Raw genomic sequence first — 15,515 nt, forward strand, 5'->3', positions numbered from 1 at the left:
ATCGCGGGCAAGCCTTGCTCCCACAAGTGCAAGGCCAAACCATGTGAAATCCGGCCTGCCCCGACAGATGGGCAGCCCAACCTCATGGGAAGGCAAGCTTGCTTCACAAGTGCGACGCAATACCTGTGGGAGCAAGGCTTGCCCGCGATGAGGCCTTTGAGAACAATAAAGGTGCACCCTGCCTGCAAGCGCCACCCCCTGGTGCATCACCCCGAACGAAACGTTCACCGCCCCCTATAGTCAGTAACTCATGACCCCGCCCACGGTGACAGGCCCGCGATGCTCACTTTGCTCAAGCAAGAAAAACTGCTGTTGCTGGCGCTGATCGCCGCGTGTATTGCCTATCCGCTGGAGCACTGGCTGCTGGGCAGCGGGCAGGTGGTGGCGTTGACCGGCGGCCTGGTCCTGATCGGTTTCATCGTCGCGGCGTCCATGCGCGTGGCCCATCACGCCGAACTGCTGGCGGAAAAGGTCGGTGATCCCTACGGCACCATGATCCTGACGCTGTCGGCGGTACTGGTGGAGGTGGTGATCCTGGCGATCATGATGAGCAACGAGGCTTCGTCGACGTTGGTGCGGGACACGATCTACTCGGCGGTGATGCTCGACATCAACGGCATCCTCGGGCTCGCGGCGCTGATGGGCGGGATCAAGCATGGCGAGCAGGCTTACAACGACGATTCGGCGCGCACTTACAGCGTGATGATTCTCACCGCCATGGGGGTATCGATGGTGGTGCCGGAGTTCATTCCCCGCGAGAGCTGGAAAATCTATTCGGCCTTTACCATCGGCGCGATGATCGTGCTGTACACCTTGTTCCTGCGCATGCAGGTCGGGCCCCACAGTTACTTCTTCAGCTACAGCTACCCGGAAAAACGCCGCAATAAAGAGCCGGTGGAAAACGAACCGCAACCCATCAGCCTGACGCTTTCCATCGGCGCGCTGGTGTTTGGCGTGGTGGTGATCGGCGCCCTGGCCGAAGTCATGTCCAAGGCTCTCGACCTGGGGTTGGAAGGTTCGGGGGCACCGCCGGTGGTCACGGCGATCCTGGTGGCCGCCATCTCCGCCGCACCGGAAATCCTCACCGCCCTGCGCGCCGCCCTCGCCAATCGCATGCAGTCGGTGGTGAATATCGCACTGGGGGCTTCGCTGTCCACCGTGATCCTCACTGTGCCCATTATGGAAGCCATGGCCCTCTACACCGGCCAGCCGTTCCAGATGGCAATGACCCCGGTGCAGACGGTGATGATCTTCATCACTCTGATCGTCAGCGCGATCAACCTCAACGATGGCGAAACCAATGCCATCGAAGGCATGACCCATTTTGTGTTGTTTGCGACATTCATCATGTTGTCCCTGCTGGGTCTCTAGAAGAGCATCGCGGGCAAGCCTTGCTCCCACAGATCACTGCAAGTCTGTGGGACTCATGAAAATCTGTGGGAGCAAGGCTTGCCCGCGATGGCGTCCGGTCAGGTGCCGGCGATCAATTCCCGCGCCGCCTGGCTGTGATCGGCAATCAGGCCCTTCAAGTCCAATCCCTCGACCTGCCCGTCGATCACCCGCCAATGTCCGCCGATCATCACCCGATCCGCCCGGTCCGCGCCGCACAGCAGCAGTGCGGAAATCGGATCGTGGCTGCCGGAGAAGCGCAGCTCATCGAGCTTGAACAGCGCCAGGTCGGCCTGTTTGCCCACCGCCAGTTCGCCGATATCGCTGCGCCCGAGCAGTTGCGCTGAGCCCCGGGTCGCCCAGCCCAGCACGCGCTCCGGCGTGATCGCTTGCGCGCCGTAGCGCAGGCGCTGGATGTACAGCGCCTGGCGGGTTTCGAGGATCATGTTCGAGGCATCGTTGGACGCCGAACCGTCTACCCCCAGGCCCACGGGAGCACCGGCGGCGGTCAGCTCCAGGGTCGGGCAAATGCCCGAGGCCAGGCGCATGTTCGAACTCGGGCAGTGACAGATGCCGGTGCCGGCGGCGCCGAGACGGGCGATTTCATCCGGGTTGAAATGGATGCCATGGGCCAGCCAGGTACGCGGGCCAAGCCAGCCGACGCTGTCCAGGTAGTCCACGGTGCGCAGGCCAAAGCGTTGCAGGCAAAACGCTTCTTCATCGAGGGTTTCAGCCAGGTGCGTGTGCAGGCGTACGTCGAGCTTTTCCGCCAGTTCGGCGCTGGCGCTCATGATCTGCGGCGTGACCGAAAACGGTGAGCAGGGCGCCAGGGCAATCTGGATCTGCGCGCCGTCGCCGCGCTCGTGGTACTCGGCGATCAAGCGCTGGCTGTCGTCGAGAATCACCTGGCCCTGCTGCACGGTCTGCTGCGGCGGCAAGCCACCGTCGGCTTCGCCCAGGCTCATGGAACCGCGGGTCAGCATCGCGCGCATGCCCAGTTCACGAACACTCTGCACCTGCACGTCGATGGCATTTTCCAGGCCTTCGGGAAACAGGTAATGGTGGTCGGCCGCCGTGGTGCAGCCCGACAGCAGCAACTCGGCCAAGGCCACTTTGCTGGCCAGGGCAAGTTTTTCCGGGGTCAGCCGCGCCCACACCGGGTAGAGGGTCTTCAGCCAGGGAAACAGCGGCTGGTTCACCACCGGCGCCCAGGCGCGGGTCAGGGTCTGGTAGAAGTGATGGTGGGTGTTGATCAACCCCGGCAGGATCACATGCTCGCGCGCGTCGAAGATGTCGTCACAGGGCTGGGCGGGTTGCTGGCCGGCGCTGAGCAGTTCGACGATCACACCGTCCTGCAGGACGAGGCCGCCACGGGCATCGAGGTCGTTGGCCGTGAAAATGGCGAGGGGATTTTTTAACCAGGTACGGGTCGCAGGCATGGTGGCCGGCTCCTCTGAAAGTGGGTTCAGGTTAGCCAGCTCAGTGATGCCCTGTCTGCTGATCCAGGGTCGCCCGGTGGGTAGGGCGAGGAGGGGAGTTTACTCAGGTTGCCGGACACATTTCCAGTGCCCAACTCAGGTTCCTATGTAGGAGAGGGCTTGGTGGGAGCGAGCTTGCTCGCGATGGCAGCCTCACATCCAACATCGATGTCGACTGACCTACCGCTATCGCGAGCAAGCTCGCTCCCACAGGGGATTAGCGGAGTTACCAAGGGATTGTCTCGCCCCGGTAGTTGACGAAGTGATGCCCGCCCTTCCCGGCGAACGCATTCACTTGGTCGATCAACCCGCGAGTGCTGGTCTCGACATCGATGTCCGCGCCTTCGCCGCCCATGTCGGTCTTCACCCAACCCGGGTGCAGCGACAGCACGGTCAATGTCTGCTCGCCCAATTGGCTGACAAAGCTATTGGTCATGGAGTTGAGCGCCGCCTTGCTGGCCTTGTACAGCGCCAGCTCCGGCGCGTCGGGCATGGTCACGCTGCCTAGCACCGAACTCATGAACGCCAGTACGCCGCTGCCGTCGCGGATCTGGCCGACAAAGCGTTGAGCCAGGTTGATCGGCGCCACGGCGTTGGTGAAGAACAGCTGGCCGACTTCCGCCAGCGTCGCGCCGCCCGGGTTCTGGTTGTCCGGGCCTTTGACGCCAGCGTTGACGAACAGCAGGTCGAAGGTCTCGCCCTTGAGCTGTTGGCTCAGGGCGATGACCGCTTGCTGGTCGTCCATGTCGAGTTTTTCGATCCGCACCGGGCCCAGCGCCTTCAAAGCCTCTGCGTTCTGCGGGTTGCGCACGGTGGCGGTGACGTTCCAGCCATCGCTGAGCAGCGTCTTCACCAGACCAAGGCCCAGGCCCCGGGAGGCGCCGATGATCAATGCGTTTCTTGCCGAATTCATGAGAGGCATCCTTGAAAGGAAAAGGTCATGGATTTAATGGACAGCGTTGCCCGAGCCGTTGTTTCAGCTCGTGACGCAACGCGTCGAGTTCGGTGATGCGGGTTTCGATCAGGTTCAGTTTGTCTTGCAGCAATTGCGTCACGGCGCAGTCCGGATCGGGGGCGTTCCACAGGGCGGCGACGCTGGCGCCAATCTCGCCCAGGGTAAAGCCCAGGCGCTGGGCGGTCTTGATATAGAGCACCAGTTGCACTATGTCGGCGGGGTAGTCGCGATAACCATTGGCGCTGCGCGACGCCGCGATCAGGCCCCGCTGTTCGTAGAAGCGCAGCGTGTCTCGACTGACGGCGCAGGCCTGGGCTAATTCACCGATGCGCATTGTGGAACTCCAGAGGGCTTGACCTTGGAGCATACCCCAGGCTTTAGCCTCTTTGCTCCCCAATTATCTGGAGCAAAGTGTATGTGGACTTCGATGCAATACCGCCGGGTGGTGCTTGGCAGCGCCTGGTACGACCTGATCGTGTCGGCCGCGCTGGTCACGCCGTGGAGCTTTGCGGCGCTGCATGGTGTGTTGATGAGCTTGACTCAGCTATTTGACCTGCCTGGAGAACTGCCGCCGTTTGCGCCGGCGCATGTGCTGATGGTGAATATGCTCGGCTCGATTGTCTGCGTGTGGTCAGTGCTACGGATTCGGGATCCGCAGGCACTGTATGGGCGTTATGACGCGGTGGGGCGTTTCTTGTTTGCAGCCTGGATGCTGTATGCGCTGCTTCATGGGGCCAGTGCGGTGTTGTGGGTTTTCCTGTTTTTCGAGGTGGTGTGGGGCTTGGTTCAGGTATTGCCTGTTCGGGACTCATCGCGGGCAAGCCTAGCTCCCACAGATCACTGAAAGTCTGTGGGACTCAGGAAAATCTGTGGGAGCAAGGCTTGCCCGCGATAGGCGCGCCGCAGTCTATATCAATGCCCCGCCTGCCAAGGTTGCCCCAGGGACACCGGCGCATACAGCCGGGTACGCACGGCATCCCGGGACAACAGCACCAGCACCACAATGGTCGCGGCATACGGCAGCATCGCCAGCAGACTCGATGGAATCGCCAGGCCCAACCCCTGGGCCACCAGGTGCAGGATGCTGGCGAGGCCGAACAGGTAGGCGCCGAGCAGCAGGCGCCACACCCGCCAACTGGCGAACACCACCAGCGCCAGGGCGATCCAGCCGCGTCCGGCGCTCATGTTCTCGGCCCACATCGGCGTGTAGGCCAGCGACAGATAGGCGCCGGCCAACCCGGCCATGGCGCCGCCAAACAACACCGCCAGGGTTCGCACCCGCAGCACCGGCAGGCCCATGGCGCTGGCGGCATCGGGGTTTTCCCCAACGGCCTGGATGATCAATCCCGCGCGGCTTTTCATGATCGTCCACGCCACCAGGGCAAACAGTGCAAAGGACAGGTAAACCAGCAGATCCTGGGCAAACAGCATCCGCCCGATCAACGGGATGTCGCTCAGGTAGGGAATGGCCAGCGGCTCGAAGCCGGCCAGCGGTTTGCCGACCCAGGCCGCCCCGACAAAACTCGACAGGCCCACACCGAAAATCGTCAGCGCCAGTCCGGTGGCGACCTGATTGGCGTTGAACACCAACGCCACCAGCGCGAACAATGCCGACAACAGCATGCCGGCAGCCATCGCCAGCAGTACGCCGAGCCAGAGGTTGCCGCTGTTGAAGGCGACGATAAAACCGATCACCGCACCGAACAGCATCATGCCTTCCTGGCCCAGGTTGAGGACGCCGCTTTTTTCGCAGACCAATTCACCCAGGGCCACCAGCAGCAACGGCGTGCCGCAGCGGATCATGGCGTAGAAAATATTGCTCAACAGGTCGATATCCATCACAGCGCTCCTGCCTGTACGGCGGTGGTTCGGGTGCGTCGGGCCCAGCGCAGGTTGAGGCGTGGCCGGTACAGAATCAGTACGTCGCAGGCCAACAGGAAAAACAGCATCATCCCCTGGAACAGTTGGGTGATTGCCTGGGGCAGGTTCAACGACATCTGCGCGCTCTCACCGCCGATGTACAGCAGGGCCATCAACAGGCTGGCAAACAGAATGCCGATGGGATTGAGGCGCCCCAGGAAGGCCACGGTAATCGCCGCATAGCCGTAGCCCGGCGACACCTGCGGCACCAGTTGGCCGATCGGGCCGGTCACTTCGCAGACGCCGGCCAGCCCGGCCAGCGCACCGCTGATCAACAACGCCAGCCACACCAGCGGCTTCTGGCGAAAGCCGGCGAAACCGGCGGCGCGAGCGTCGAGGCCCAGCACCTTGATCTGAAAGCCGACGAAGCTTTTCTGCAACAAGACCCACACCGCCACCAGTGCCAACAGGGCGAAATACAACCCGGCATGGACCCGGCCATCCTCCAGCAGCAACGGCAGGCGACTGGCCTCGCCGAACATCGCCGACTCCGGGAAGTTGAAACCCGCCGGGTCTTTCAACGGCCCGTGAACGCAAAACAGCAGCAGGTTCAGGGCGATGTAATTGAGCATGATGCTGGTCAGGATCTCGTTGGCGTTGAAGCGCGTGCGCAGCCACGCCGTGAGCCCGGCCCACGCCGCTCCGGCCAAGGTGCCGGTGAGCAGGATCAACACCAGCGCCCAGCGACTTTGCAGGCCGATGATGTTCACCGCCAAGGCACTGCCGGCCAAGGCACCCAGCAGCAGTTGGCCTTCGGCGCCGATGTTCCAGATTCGTGCCTGATAGGCCACTGCCAGGCCGAGGGCACACAGCAGGATCGGCAAGGTCTTGACCAGCCACTCGGACACGCCGTACAGATCGCTGATCGGGGCGATCAACAGGGTGTACAGCGTTTGCAGCGGGTCGTGCCCGAGGGCGATAAACAGCAGTGAGCCGCAGCCCAGGGTCAACACGGCGGCCAAGAGCGGCGAGCACCAGAGCATCAGGCGCGATTGCTGGCCGCGAGGTTCGAGAGAAAGCAGCATGTAGAACTCCGTTAAACCGGCGCGGGGGCAGAGGGTTGAGGGGCGTCGAACTGGCCGGCCATCCAGCCGCCGACGTCACTGAGCCGGGTCTCGACGGTGGGTCTCAAGGCCGACAGACGCCCGCCGCACAAGGCGCCGAGGCGGTCGCTGATCTGGAACAGTTCATCGAGGTCTTCGGAGATCACCAGAATCGCCGCGCCTGCATCGCGCAGGGCAATCAGGGCGCGATGGATGGTCGCCGCCGCGCCGACGTCCACGCCCCAGGTCGGGTGAGCGGCCACCAGCAGCTTCGGCTGTTGGAGGATTTCCCGACCGAGAATGAATTTCTGCAGGTTGCCTCCCGAGAGGCTGCGCGCTGGGGTTTTGGTGTCGGGTGTCTTCACGCCAAAGCGACGGATGATCTCCTCGGCCAGGTGTTCGACCTTGCTGCGGCGAATCAGTCCGTGGCTGACCAGGCCCTGTTGGAAAGCGCTGAGCAAGGCGTTATCCGCCAGGCTCAATTGCGGCACGGCGCCATGGCCCAAGCGTTCGGCGGGGACAAATGCCAGCCCAAGCCGGCGACGGGCGTCGGGGCGTAGATGAGCCACGGGTTGCCCGTCGAATCGGATCGTTTCGCCTTGCTGGCGGGCAAGCGGAGTTTCTCCGCTGAGCAACGCCAGCCATTCGTCCTGACCATTGCCCGCCACCCCGGCGATGCCGACGATTTCGCCGCGGCGCACCTCCAGGTCGATCTCCCGCAACGAGCAGCCGAACGGGTCCGGGTTGTGCCATGAGAGCTTGTTGATTTGCAGGAAGGCTTTGTCAGCGCTGACCTTGGGGTAGTCCGTGATCAGTCCGGCTGCTTCGCCAACCATCAATTGCGCCAGCTCCCGGTCCGAGCAGTGCGCCGGGGTGCAATGCCCCGACACCCGCCCGCCGCGCAGCACCGTGGCGCTGTGGCACAACGCTCGGACTTCCCCGAGCTTGTGGCTGATAAACAGGATGCTGCAGCCCTCGCTCGCCAGGCGGCGCAGGGTCACGAACAATTCTTCGGCTTCCGCGGGCGTGAGCACCGAGGTCGGTTCGTCGAGAATCAGCAGGCGAATGTCCTGCATCAGGCAGCGAATGATTTCCACCCGCTGCCGCTCGCCAATCGACAGGCTGTGGACCAGCCGCTGCGGTTCCAACGTCATGCCATAGCGCCGGGAAACCTCGCGGATCCGAGGTTCCAGCTGCGCCGGCGTACCGGCTGCCGCGCCCATTGCCAGGGCAATGTTTTGCGCAACGGTGAGGGTTTCGAACAGAGAGAAATGCTGGAACACCATGCCGATTCCCAGGCTGCGGGCCTGGGCCGGGTTGCGCAGGTTGACGCGCTGGCCCTGCCAGATCACTTCACCCGAATCGGCGGGGGTGACGCCGTAGATAATTTTCATCAGGGTACTTTTCCCCGCACCGTTTTCCCCGAGCAGGGCGTGGATCTCGCCGGGTTGGATGCTCAGGTCGATGGCGTCATTGGCCAGGCAACCGGGGTAGCGTTTGCTGATGTTGCGCAATTGCAGGCGCGCGATGGAATCGGGGTTGGACATGACAGGTTCGGGCCGATGGACAGGAATGCTTGTGGATAAAGCAATTTCCTGGCCATCAGGTCAGGAAATTGCCTTGGCCCCGCCGCCAAGGCCTTCTACGTGTGGCCCGGACGCCTGTCCTAGGGAAATTCTGCACCGGCTTGGCGCACGAGGATTTGGTGCAGGCACCGGTTTGCCCTGAAATGGGTGGTTAAAAATTGAGCAAGCGGCTGCGGGCCATGCCCTTCTTGGGGTGGCAGGAGCCATGAACGGGTTATCCACAGGTTGCTCCACAGTTATTGTGCGCAAGCCGGAAACTCGGGCATAAGCATTGCGTGGCTTTCTTCTAAAGGTGATAAACCGCCGCAAGCGCTTGTTTTGTGGATGGATTTGTCGGTTCGGCGAGACTTTGGTTGAAAAATGAGCAACCCTCTAAAACCCGCATGACAGAAGGGTTACAGAGGGATGTGCTCAGGTTATCCACAGTCGGGTGCACAGTGGATGTGGGCAAGTTGAACGATTGCGGGGCGCCCTGAAAGGTTGCAGCCTTTGAACTCAACGCCCTAACCGAATCCGTCCACGGCTCAGGTCGGCCAGTTGCGTTTGCAGTGTTTCGATCTGCGCTTCACCCACGGCCAACTGCAGGTCTACGCCATTGGCCGTAAAGTGTTCTTCATTGACCAGTCCACCGCATTCGGCGACGCGCAGTTTCACCAAGGGCAGTTCGGCGAACCCGCAGCTACAGTGCAGGGGCACACGGCTGATCAATTCGATTTTCTCGGCGTTTTGCAGGCATTTGTTCGCGCCACCACCATAAGCCCGGGCCAGCCCGCCCGTGCCCAGTTGAATCCCGCCGTACCAGCGGATCACCAGCACTGCGACCTGATCGCAAGCCTGTGCTTCGATCGCGGCCAGGATCGGTCGCCCGGCGGTGCCACCCGGCTCGCCATCGTCGTTGCTGCGGTATTGGTCGCCGAGTTTCCAGGCCCAGCAATTGTGCGTGGCATTCAGGTCGCTGTGCTGCTCGATAAAGGCCTGGGCGTCGGCGGGCCTGGTGATGGGCGCGGCGAACGTAATGAAACGGCTTTTGCGAATTTCTTCGCGGTATTCGCAAAAACCGGCAAGGGTAAAGGGCATGGCGATCTTAGAGCGCTGGTGTCAGGCCGCAGCCCTTGAGAATGATGCGGATCAGGTTGTCGCCAGCCTCGACCATGTCTTGCTTGGTCAACTTGCTGCGCCCGGTCACGCGACAGATCTGGGTGGCGAAGTCGGCGTAATGCTGGGTGCTGCCCCACAGCAGGAAAATCAGGTGCACCGGGTCGATCGGGTCCATCTTGCCGGCATCGATCCAGGCCTGGAATACGGCCGCCCGGCCATTGAACCAGGCGCGATAATCCTGGTTGAAATATTCGGTCAGGCATTCGCCACCGCTGATCACTTCCATGGCAAACAATCGCGACGCCTGGGGTTGGCGACGAGAGAACTCCATTTTGGCGCGGATATAGCGGGTCAAGGCTTCGGCCGGATCATCCTCGGCGGTGAGGGTATTGAAGGTGCTGTCCCACAATTCGATGATGTTGCTCAGCACCGCCACGTACAAGCCGAGTTTATTGGTGAAGTAATAATGCAGATTTGCCTTGGGCAGCCCGGCCTTGAGGGCGATGGCATTCATGCTGGTGCCTTTGAACCCGTGACGGGCGAATTCATCTTCGGCAGCCTTGAGGATCGTCTCTTCATTCTTTTGACGAATGCGACTGGTGGGCTTGCCACCGTGGGCAGGGACTTCAAAGGTCATGGGCGTTTCCGGGCTGGGTCTGTGGGCAAGCAACTGCGTTGATAGCGCACCGGCATCAATCCGACAAGTGCCATCACACTAAAAGCTTCTTGATGGCGATCACCTGCCCCCTGTGGGAGTTAGCGGGTGGCCGCCAGGCTTTCGAGAAAACTCTCCAGCACCAAGTGAGGCCGGCGGCCCTTGCGCGTGACCGACGCCAGGCTCAGGTCATAGAACCGTACCGCTGGTTTCAAGGCTCGCAACCGACCTTGCTGGACCCAGAGGCTGGCGTAATGATCGGGCAGGTAACCGATGTAGCGTCCGGTGAGAATCAGGAACGCCATGCCTTCGCGGTCCGATGCGCTCGCGGTGCAATTGAGCGCCTGGTAATGGGCCTGTATTTCGGCTGGCAGGCGGAAGGTCGGCGCGATGGCGTCCTGGCTGTTGAGGCGAGCGTCCTCAAGTTGCTGGTCATCGACATAAAACAGCGGATGCCCGACCGCGCAGTACAGCAGCGATCGTTCACTGTACAGTGGTTGATATTCCAGCCCGGACAGGGCACTGGCCTGGGGAACTACGCCGACATGCAGGCGCCCATCGAGCACGCCTTGCTCGACTTCGTTGGGGGCGATCATGCGGATCTGGATCTGCACGTCCGGCCCGCGTTCTTTCAATTGCGCCAAAGCGTGGGTGATGCGCATGTGGGGCAGGGTGACCAGGTTGTCGGTCAGGCCGATGGTCAATTCACCGCGCAAATGCTGGTGCAAGCCGTTGACCTCGGTGCGAAAGCTTTCCAGTGCGCTCAATAGCTGCAACGCCGATTGATACACCTCGCGACCTTCCTCGGTCAGGGAAAAGCCCGCGCGCCCACGCTGGCACAGACGCAGGCCGAGACGTTGCTCGAGATCGCTCATCTGCTGGCTGATGGCCGAGCGGCCGATGCCAAGCACGGTTTCAGCGGCGGAAAATCCACCACATTCCACTACGCTGCGGAAAATGCGCAGCAGGCGAATATCAAAGTCGCTGACCTGGGCCAGTGGATCGGGACGACGAACGCTCATAGTTTAGTGATCCGCCGACTGAAGGTTACAAAAGTTGGATTTCACCGACTTTATCGCCGTGGCAACTTAGCTGCAAGAACGCTTTCGATCCCCTGTCGCTTATGATCTGCGAGGTTTTGTCGATGAACATGCCCGAACACGCTGTCGGTTCCCTGGCCAGCCAGCTCAAGCTGGATGCCCACTGGATGCCTTACACCGCCAACCGCAATTTCCAGCGCGATCCGCGCCTGATCGTCGCTGCCGAAGGCAGTTGGCTGGTGGATGACAAGGGGCGCAAGGTGTACGACTCGCTGTCGGGCCTGTGGACATGTGGCGCCGGCCACACCCGCAAGGAAATCCAGGAAGCGGTCGCCAAGCAACTGGGCACCCTCGATTACTCGCCGGGGTTCCAGTACGGCCATCCGCTGTCGTTCCAACTGGCGGAAAAAATCACCAGCCTGACCCCGGGCAATCTCAATCATGTGTTCTTTACCGACTCCGGCTCCGAGTGCGCCGATACCGCGGTGAAGATGGTCCGCGCCTACTGGCGTCTCAAGGGCCAGGCGACCAAGACCAAGATGATTGGTCGTGCCCGTGGCTATCACGGCGTGAACATCGCCGGCACCAGCCTCGGCGGTGTCAACGGCAACCGCAAACTGTTCGGCCAAGCCATGATGGACGTCGACCATTTGCCTCACACCTTGCTGGCCAGCAATGCCTATTCCCGTGGCATGCCGAAAGAGGGTGGCATCGCCTTGGCCGATGAACTGCTGAAGCTGATCGAACTGCACGATGCGTCCAACATCGCCGCAGTGTTCGTCGAACCGATGGCGGGTTCGGCCGGCGTGCTGGTGCCGCCTGAGGGTTACCTCAAGCGCCTGCGGGAAATCTGCGACCAGCACAGCATTCTCCTGGTGTTCGACGAGGTGATCACTGGTTTCGGTCGCACCGGTTCGATGTTCGGTGCCGACAGCTTCGGCGTGACCCCGGACCTGATGTGCATCGCCAAGCAAGTCACCAATGGTGCGATTCCCATGGGGGCGGTGATTGCCAGCTCCGAGATCTACCAGACTTTCATGAACCAGCCGACACCTGAGTACGCGGTGGAATTTCCCCACGGTTATACCTATTCGGCACACCCGGTGGCCTGCGCGGCTGGCCTGGCGGCGCTGGACCTGCTGCAGAAGGAAAATCTGGTACAGAGCGTGGCCGAGATCGCCCCGCATTTCGAGAATGCATTGCACGGCTTGAAGGGCGCGAAGAACGTCATCGACATTCGCAACTATGGCCTGGCCGGCGCGATCCAGATCGCCGGGCGCGACGGCGATGCCATCGTGCGTCCGTTCGAGGCCGGCATGGCGTTGTGGAAAGCCGGGTTCTATGTGCGGTTCGGCGGCGACACGCTGCAGTTCGGGCCGACGTTCAACAGCAAGCCGCAGGATCTGGATCGCCTGTTCGATGCGGTCGGTGAAGTGCTGAACAAGCTCGACTGATACGTCCTTCTATATAGCTTTCGATAACGGGCGTCCGGTCACGGGCGCCTGTGGAAAATTTTGGAGTCCCCATGAGCCTCATCCCGCATTTGATCAATGGCGAACTACTGAGCGACAGCGCTCGCACCGCCGATGTGTTCAACCCGTCCACTGGCCAGGTCATCCATAAAGTGCCGTTGGCTGATCGCGCGACCATCCAGCAGGCCATCGACGCCGCCAAGGCGGCTTTCCCGGCCTGGCGCAATACACCGGCGGCCAAGCGCGCGCAGGTGATGTTTCGTTTCAAGCAATTGCTGGAGCAGAACGAGTCGCGCATCGCGCAGTTGATCAGTGAAGAACACGGCAAGACCTTGGAAGACGCGGCCGGTGAGCTCAAGCGCGGCATCGAAAACGTCGAGTTCGCCTGTGCAGCACCAGAAATCCTGAAAGGCGAATACAGCCGTAACGTAGGACCGAACATCGACGCCTGGTCAGACTTCCAGCCTCTGGGCGTGGTGGCGGGTATCACGCCGTTCAACTTTCCGGCGATGGTGCCGCTATGGATGTATCCGCTGGCGATCGTCTGCGGTAACTGCTTTATTCTCAAGCCGTCCGAGCGTGACCCGAGTTCGACGCTGCTGATCGCCCAGTTGCTGTTGGAAGCCGGTTTGCCCAAGGGCGTATTGAGCGTGGTACACGGCGACAAAGCTGCAGTGGACGCGCTGATCGAAGCGCCGGAAGTGAAGGCGCTGAGTTTTGTCGGTTCGACGCCGATTGCCGAATACATTTATGCCGAGGGCACCCGACGCGGCAAACGCGTCCAGGCGCTGGGTGGGGCGAAGAACCATGCGGTGCTGATGCCGGATGCGGACCTGGACAATGCCGTCAGCGCACTGATGGGCGCGGCGTACGGTTCGTGCGGTGAACGCTGCATGGCGATTTCGGTGGCGGTGTGTGTCGGCGACCAGGTGGCGGATGCATTGGTCTCCAAGCTGGTGCCGCAGATCAAGGCGCTGAAGATTGGCGCAGGTACCTCCTGTGGGCTGGACATGGGGCCGTTGGTGACCGGTCAGCATCGGGATAAGGTCAGCGGCTATATAGAAGAGGGTGTGGCGGCGGGCGCTTCGCTGGTGGTTGATGGTCGCGGCTTGAGTGTGACCGGGCATGAGGAGGGTTTCTTCCTGGGTGGCTGCCTGTTTGATCGCGTGACACCTGAGATGCGTATCTATAAGGAAGAGATCTTCGGGCCGGTACTGTGCATCGTCAGGGTCAATAGCCTGGAAGAGGCGATGCAGTTGATCAACGATCACGAGTATGGCAATGGCACCTGCATCTTTACTCGCGATGGTGAGGCGGCGCGGTTGTTCTGCGATGAGATCGAAGTCGGCATGGTGGGCGTCAACGTTCCATTGCCGGTGCCGGTTGCCTATCACAGCTTTGGTGGTTGGAAGCGTTCGCTGTTCGGTGACCTGCACGCCTACGGCCCGGACGGCGTGCGTTTCTATACCCGTCGCAAGGCCATTACCCAGCGCTGGCCGCAGCGGGCCAGCCATGAGGCTTCGCAGTTTGCGTTTCCCAGCTTGTAACCGGTAAGTGAAGAGGCCGGCGCCCTTGGGCGCCGGCCTCTGTGTTTACGGGGCTTTTTGACTGATGTGACAGAATTGTGAAGAAAGGTATTGACGGCAGATTCTGGAAGTCTATAATTCGCCCCACTTCCGGCGCAGTCGAAACGGAAAACTCCTTGAGATTCAATGAGTTAAGTAAGTTTCGAAGGTGTTGGGCTTCAGGGCATCGAAGCCCGGAAGGAGCAGGTAGAGCGGTGTTGTTTGGCTCTATCGGCGGTTCGATCTTCTCGGTCGAAAGCGGTGAAAAAGAGGTGTTGACAGCAGCGAGTAACGCTGTAGAATTCGCCTCCCGCTAACGAGAGATCGGAAGCGCAAGTGGTTGAAGTTGTTGATGTTTCCGAAGCGAAACTTTGAAAGCTTCTGAAAATAACCGCTTGACAGATACACGGGGCGCTGTAGAATGCGCGCCTCGGTTGAGACGAAAGACTCAGCCAACCGCTCTTTAACAACTGAATCAAGCAATTCGTGTGGGTGCTTGTGGAGTCAGACTGCTAGTCAACAGATTATCAGCATCACAAGTTACTCCGCGAGAAATCAAAGATGTAACCAACGATTGCTGAGCCAAGTTTAGGGTTTTCTCAAAACCCAAAGATGTTTGAACTGAAGAGTTTGATCATGGCTCAGATTGAACGCTGGCGGCAGGCCTAACACATGCAAGTCGAGCGGTAGAGAGGTGCTTGCACCTCTTGAGAGCGGCGGACGGGTGAGTAATGCCTAGGAATCTGCCTGGTAGTGGGGGATAACGCTCGGAAACGGACGCTAATACCGCATACGTCCTACGGGAGAAAGCAGGGACCTTCGGGCCTTGCGCTATCAGATGAGCCTAGGTCGGATTAGCTAGTTGGTGGGGTAATGGCTCACCAAGGCGACGATCCGTAACTGGTCTGAGAGGATGATCAGTCACACTGGAACTGAGACACGGTCCAGACTCCTACGGGAGGCAGCAGTGGGGAATATTGGACAATGGGCGAAAGCCTGATCCAGCCATGCCGCGTGTGTGAAGAAGGTCTTCGGATTGTAAAGCACTTTAAGTTGGGAGGAAGGGCATTAACCTAATACGTTAGTGTTTTGACGTTACCGACAGAATAAGCACCGGCTAACTCTGTGCCAGCAGCCGCGGTAATACAGAGGGTGCAAGCGTTAATCGGAATTACTGGGCGTAAAGCGCGCGTAGGTGGTTTGTTAAGTTGGATGTGAAAGCCCCGGGCTCAACCTGGGAACTGCATTCAAAACTGACAAGCTAGAGTATGGTAGAGGGTGGTGGAATTTCCTGTGTAGCGGTGAAATGCGTAG

13 protein-coding genes and 1 rRNA gene (1 of these 14 only partly in view) are annotated in these 15,515 nt (G+C 60.7%); 5 read left to right on the plus strand and 9 right to left on the minus strand.

Going from position 1 to position 15,515, the window contains the following annotated elements; all coding sequences use genetic code 11:
- Nucleotides 1-279: 279 nt before the first annotated feature.
- Nucleotides 280-1,371 carry a calcium:cation antiporter gene (locus tag HU749_RS04425; RefSeq protein ID WP_046064420.1) on the plus strand — a complete coding sequence of 364 codons (1,092 nt, stop codon included), beginning with the start codon at nt 280-282 and terminating at the stop codon, nt 1,369-1,371.
- Between the two features lie 98 nt (nt 1,372-1,469).
- On the opposite strand, the gene HU749_RS04430 is transcribed toward HU749_RS04425, so the two are convergent.
- From HU749_RS04430 to HU749_RS04440, 3 genes are all read right to left on the minus strand, one after another.
- Nucleotides 1,470-2,828 (minus strand): 8-oxoguanine deaminase, encoded by a 1,359-nt coding sequence (locus HU749_RS04430; protein ID WP_046064421.1) that lies wholly within the window; start codon nt 2,826-2,828, stop codon nt 1,470-1,472.
- A gap of 265 nt (nt 2,829-3,093) precedes the next feature.
- Entirely contained in the window at nt 3,094-3,780 is a 687-nt protein-coding gene (locus tag HU749_RS04435; RefSeq protein WP_014336422.1) for an SDR family oxidoreductase, read from the minus strand.
- A gap of 25 nt (nt 3,781-3,805) precedes the next feature.
- Entirely contained in the window at nt 3,806-4,156 is a 351-nt protein-coding gene (locus HU749_RS04440; RefSeq protein ID WP_014336423.1) for a MerR family transcriptional regulator, read from the minus strand.
- Nucleotides 4,157-4,237: 81 nt separating this feature from the next.
- Between HU749_RS04440 and HU749_RS04445 the strand changes: the two genes are divergently transcribed.
- Nucleotides 4,238-4,666 carry a hypothetical protein gene (locus tag HU749_RS04445; protein WP_079301713.1) on the plus strand — a complete coding sequence of 143 codons (429 nt, stop codon included), beginning with the start codon at nt 4,238-4,240 and terminating at the stop codon, nt 4,664-4,666.
- Nucleotides 4,667-4,734: 68 nt separating this feature from the next.
- Here HU749_RS04445 and HU749_RS04450 read toward each other — a convergent pair whose 3' ends face one another.
- The 6 genes from HU749_RS04450 to HU749_RS04475 all read right to left on the minus strand — a co-directional run bounded on the left by HU749_RS04450 (nt 4,735) and on the right by HU749_RS04475 (nt 11,146).
- Nucleotides 4,735-5,661, minus strand: a complete 927-nt coding sequence (locus HU749_RS04450; RefSeq protein ID WP_014336425.1) for an ABC transporter permease — start codon at nt 5,659-5,661, stop codon at nt 4,735-4,737.
- Entirely contained in the window at nt 5,661-6,767 is a 1,107-nt protein-coding gene (locus HU749_RS04455; protein WP_046064423.1) for an ABC transporter permease, read from the minus strand. The genes HU749_RS04450 and HU749_RS04455 overlap by 1 nt, the downstream gene beginning before the upstream one ends.
- A gap of 11 nt (nt 6,768-6,778) precedes the next feature.
- Nucleotides 6,779-8,332: an ABC transporter ATP-binding protein gene (locus HU749_RS04460; RefSeq protein ID WP_095963564.1), complete on the minus strand. Its 1,554-nt coding sequence runs from the start codon at nt 8,330-8,332 to the stop codon at nt 6,779-6,781.
- A gap of 534 nt (nt 8,333-8,866) precedes the next feature.
- Nucleotides 8,867-9,448, minus strand: a complete 582-nt coding sequence (locus HU749_RS04465; protein WP_079301715.1) for an IMPACT family protein — start codon at nt 9,446-9,448, stop codon at nt 8,867-8,869.
- Nucleotides 9,449-9,455: 7 nt separating this feature from the next.
- Nucleotides 9,456-10,106, minus strand: coding sequence for a TetR/AcrR family transcriptional regulator (locus tag HU749_RS04470; RefSeq protein WP_003197514.1), 651 nt, complete (start codon nt 10,104-10,106; stop codon nt 9,456-9,458).
- A gap of 119 nt (nt 10,107-10,225) precedes the next feature.
- Complete coding sequence (locus HU749_RS04475) at nt 10,226-11,146, minus strand: LysR family transcriptional regulator (RefSeq protein WP_014336429.1); 921 nt, start codon at nt 11,144-11,146, stop codon at nt 10,226-10,228.
- 122 nt (nt 11,147-11,268) lie between these two features.
- On the opposite strand from HU749_RS04475, the gene aptA reads away from it, so the two are divergent.
- The 3 genes from aptA to HU749_RS04490 form a co-directional block, all read left to right on the plus strand.
- Nucleotides 11,269-12,618 (plus strand): omega-aminotransferase AptA, encoded by a 1,350-nt coding sequence (gene aptA, locus HU749_RS04480; RefSeq protein ID WP_079301901.1) that lies wholly within the window; start codon nt 11,269-11,271, stop codon nt 12,616-12,618.
- Between the two features lie 71 nt (nt 12,619-12,689).
- Nucleotides 12,690-14,183 (plus strand): CoA-acylating methylmalonate-semialdehyde dehydrogenase, encoded by a 1,494-nt coding sequence (locus HU749_RS04485; RefSeq protein WP_079301716.1) that lies wholly within the window; start codon nt 12,690-12,692, stop codon nt 14,181-14,183.
- Nucleotides 14,184-14,819: 636 nt separating this feature from the next.
- Nucleotides 14,820-15,515, plus strand: a 16S ribosomal RNA gene (locus tag HU749_RS04490) (it continues 840 nt past the right edge of the window).

It is taken from the genome of Pseudomonas ogarae (assembly GCF_014268695.2).
GTDB classification, from domain to species: domain Bacteria; phylum Pseudomonadota; class Gammaproteobacteria; order Pseudomonadales; family Pseudomonadaceae; genus Aquipseudomonas; species Aquipseudomonas kilonensis.

Coding starts and splice junctions, on each gene's coding strand:
- HU749_RS04455 (WP_046064423.1), bottom strand. CDS start 6,767: ATGCTGCTTTCTCTCGAACCTCGCGGCCAGCAATCGCGCCTGATGCTC.
- aptA (WP_079301901.1), top strand. CDS start 11,269: ATGAACATGCCCGAACACGCTGTCGGTTCCCTGGCCAGCCAGCTCAAG.
- HU749_RS04460 (WP_095963564.1), bottom strand. CDS start 8,332: ATGTCCAACCCCGATTCCATCGCGCGCCTGCAATTGCGCAACATCAGC.
- HU749_RS04475 (WP_014336429.1), bottom strand. CDS start 11,146: ATGAGCGTTCGTCGTCCCGATCCACTGGCCCAGGTCAGCGACTTTGAT.
- HU749_RS04445 (WP_079301713.1), top strand. CDS start 4,238: ATGTGGACTTCGATGCAATACCGCCGGGTGGTGCTTGGCAGCGCCTGG.
- HU749_RS04440 (WP_014336423.1), bottom strand. CDS start 4,156: ATGCGCATCGGTGAATTAGCCCAGGCCTGCGCCGTCAGTCGAGACACG.
- HU749_RS04450 (WP_014336425.1), bottom strand. CDS start 5,661: ATGGATATCGACCTGTTGAGCAATATTTTCTACGCCATGATCCGCTGC.
- HU749_RS04485 (WP_079301716.1), top strand. CDS start 12,690: ATGAGCCTCATCCCGCATTTGATCAATGGCGAACTACTGAGCGACAGC.
- HU749_RS04465 (WP_079301715.1), bottom strand. CDS start 9,448: ATGCCCTTTACCCTTGCCGGTTTTTGCGAATACCGCGAAGAAATTCGC.
- HU749_RS04435 (WP_014336422.1), bottom strand. CDS start 3,780: ATGAATTCGGCAAGAAACGCATTGATCATCGGCGCCTCCCGGGGCCTG.
- HU749_RS04430 (WP_046064421.1), bottom strand. CDS start 2,828: ATGCCTGCGACCCGTACCTGGTTAAAAAATCCCCTCGCCATTTTCACG.
- HU749_RS04470 (WP_003197514.1), bottom strand. CDS start 10,106: ATGACCTTTGAAGTCCCTGCCCACGGTGGCAAGCCCACCAGTCGCATT.
- HU749_RS04425 (WP_046064420.1), top strand. CDS start 280: ATGCTCACTTTGCTCAAGCAAGAAAAACTGCTGTTGCTGGCGCTGATC.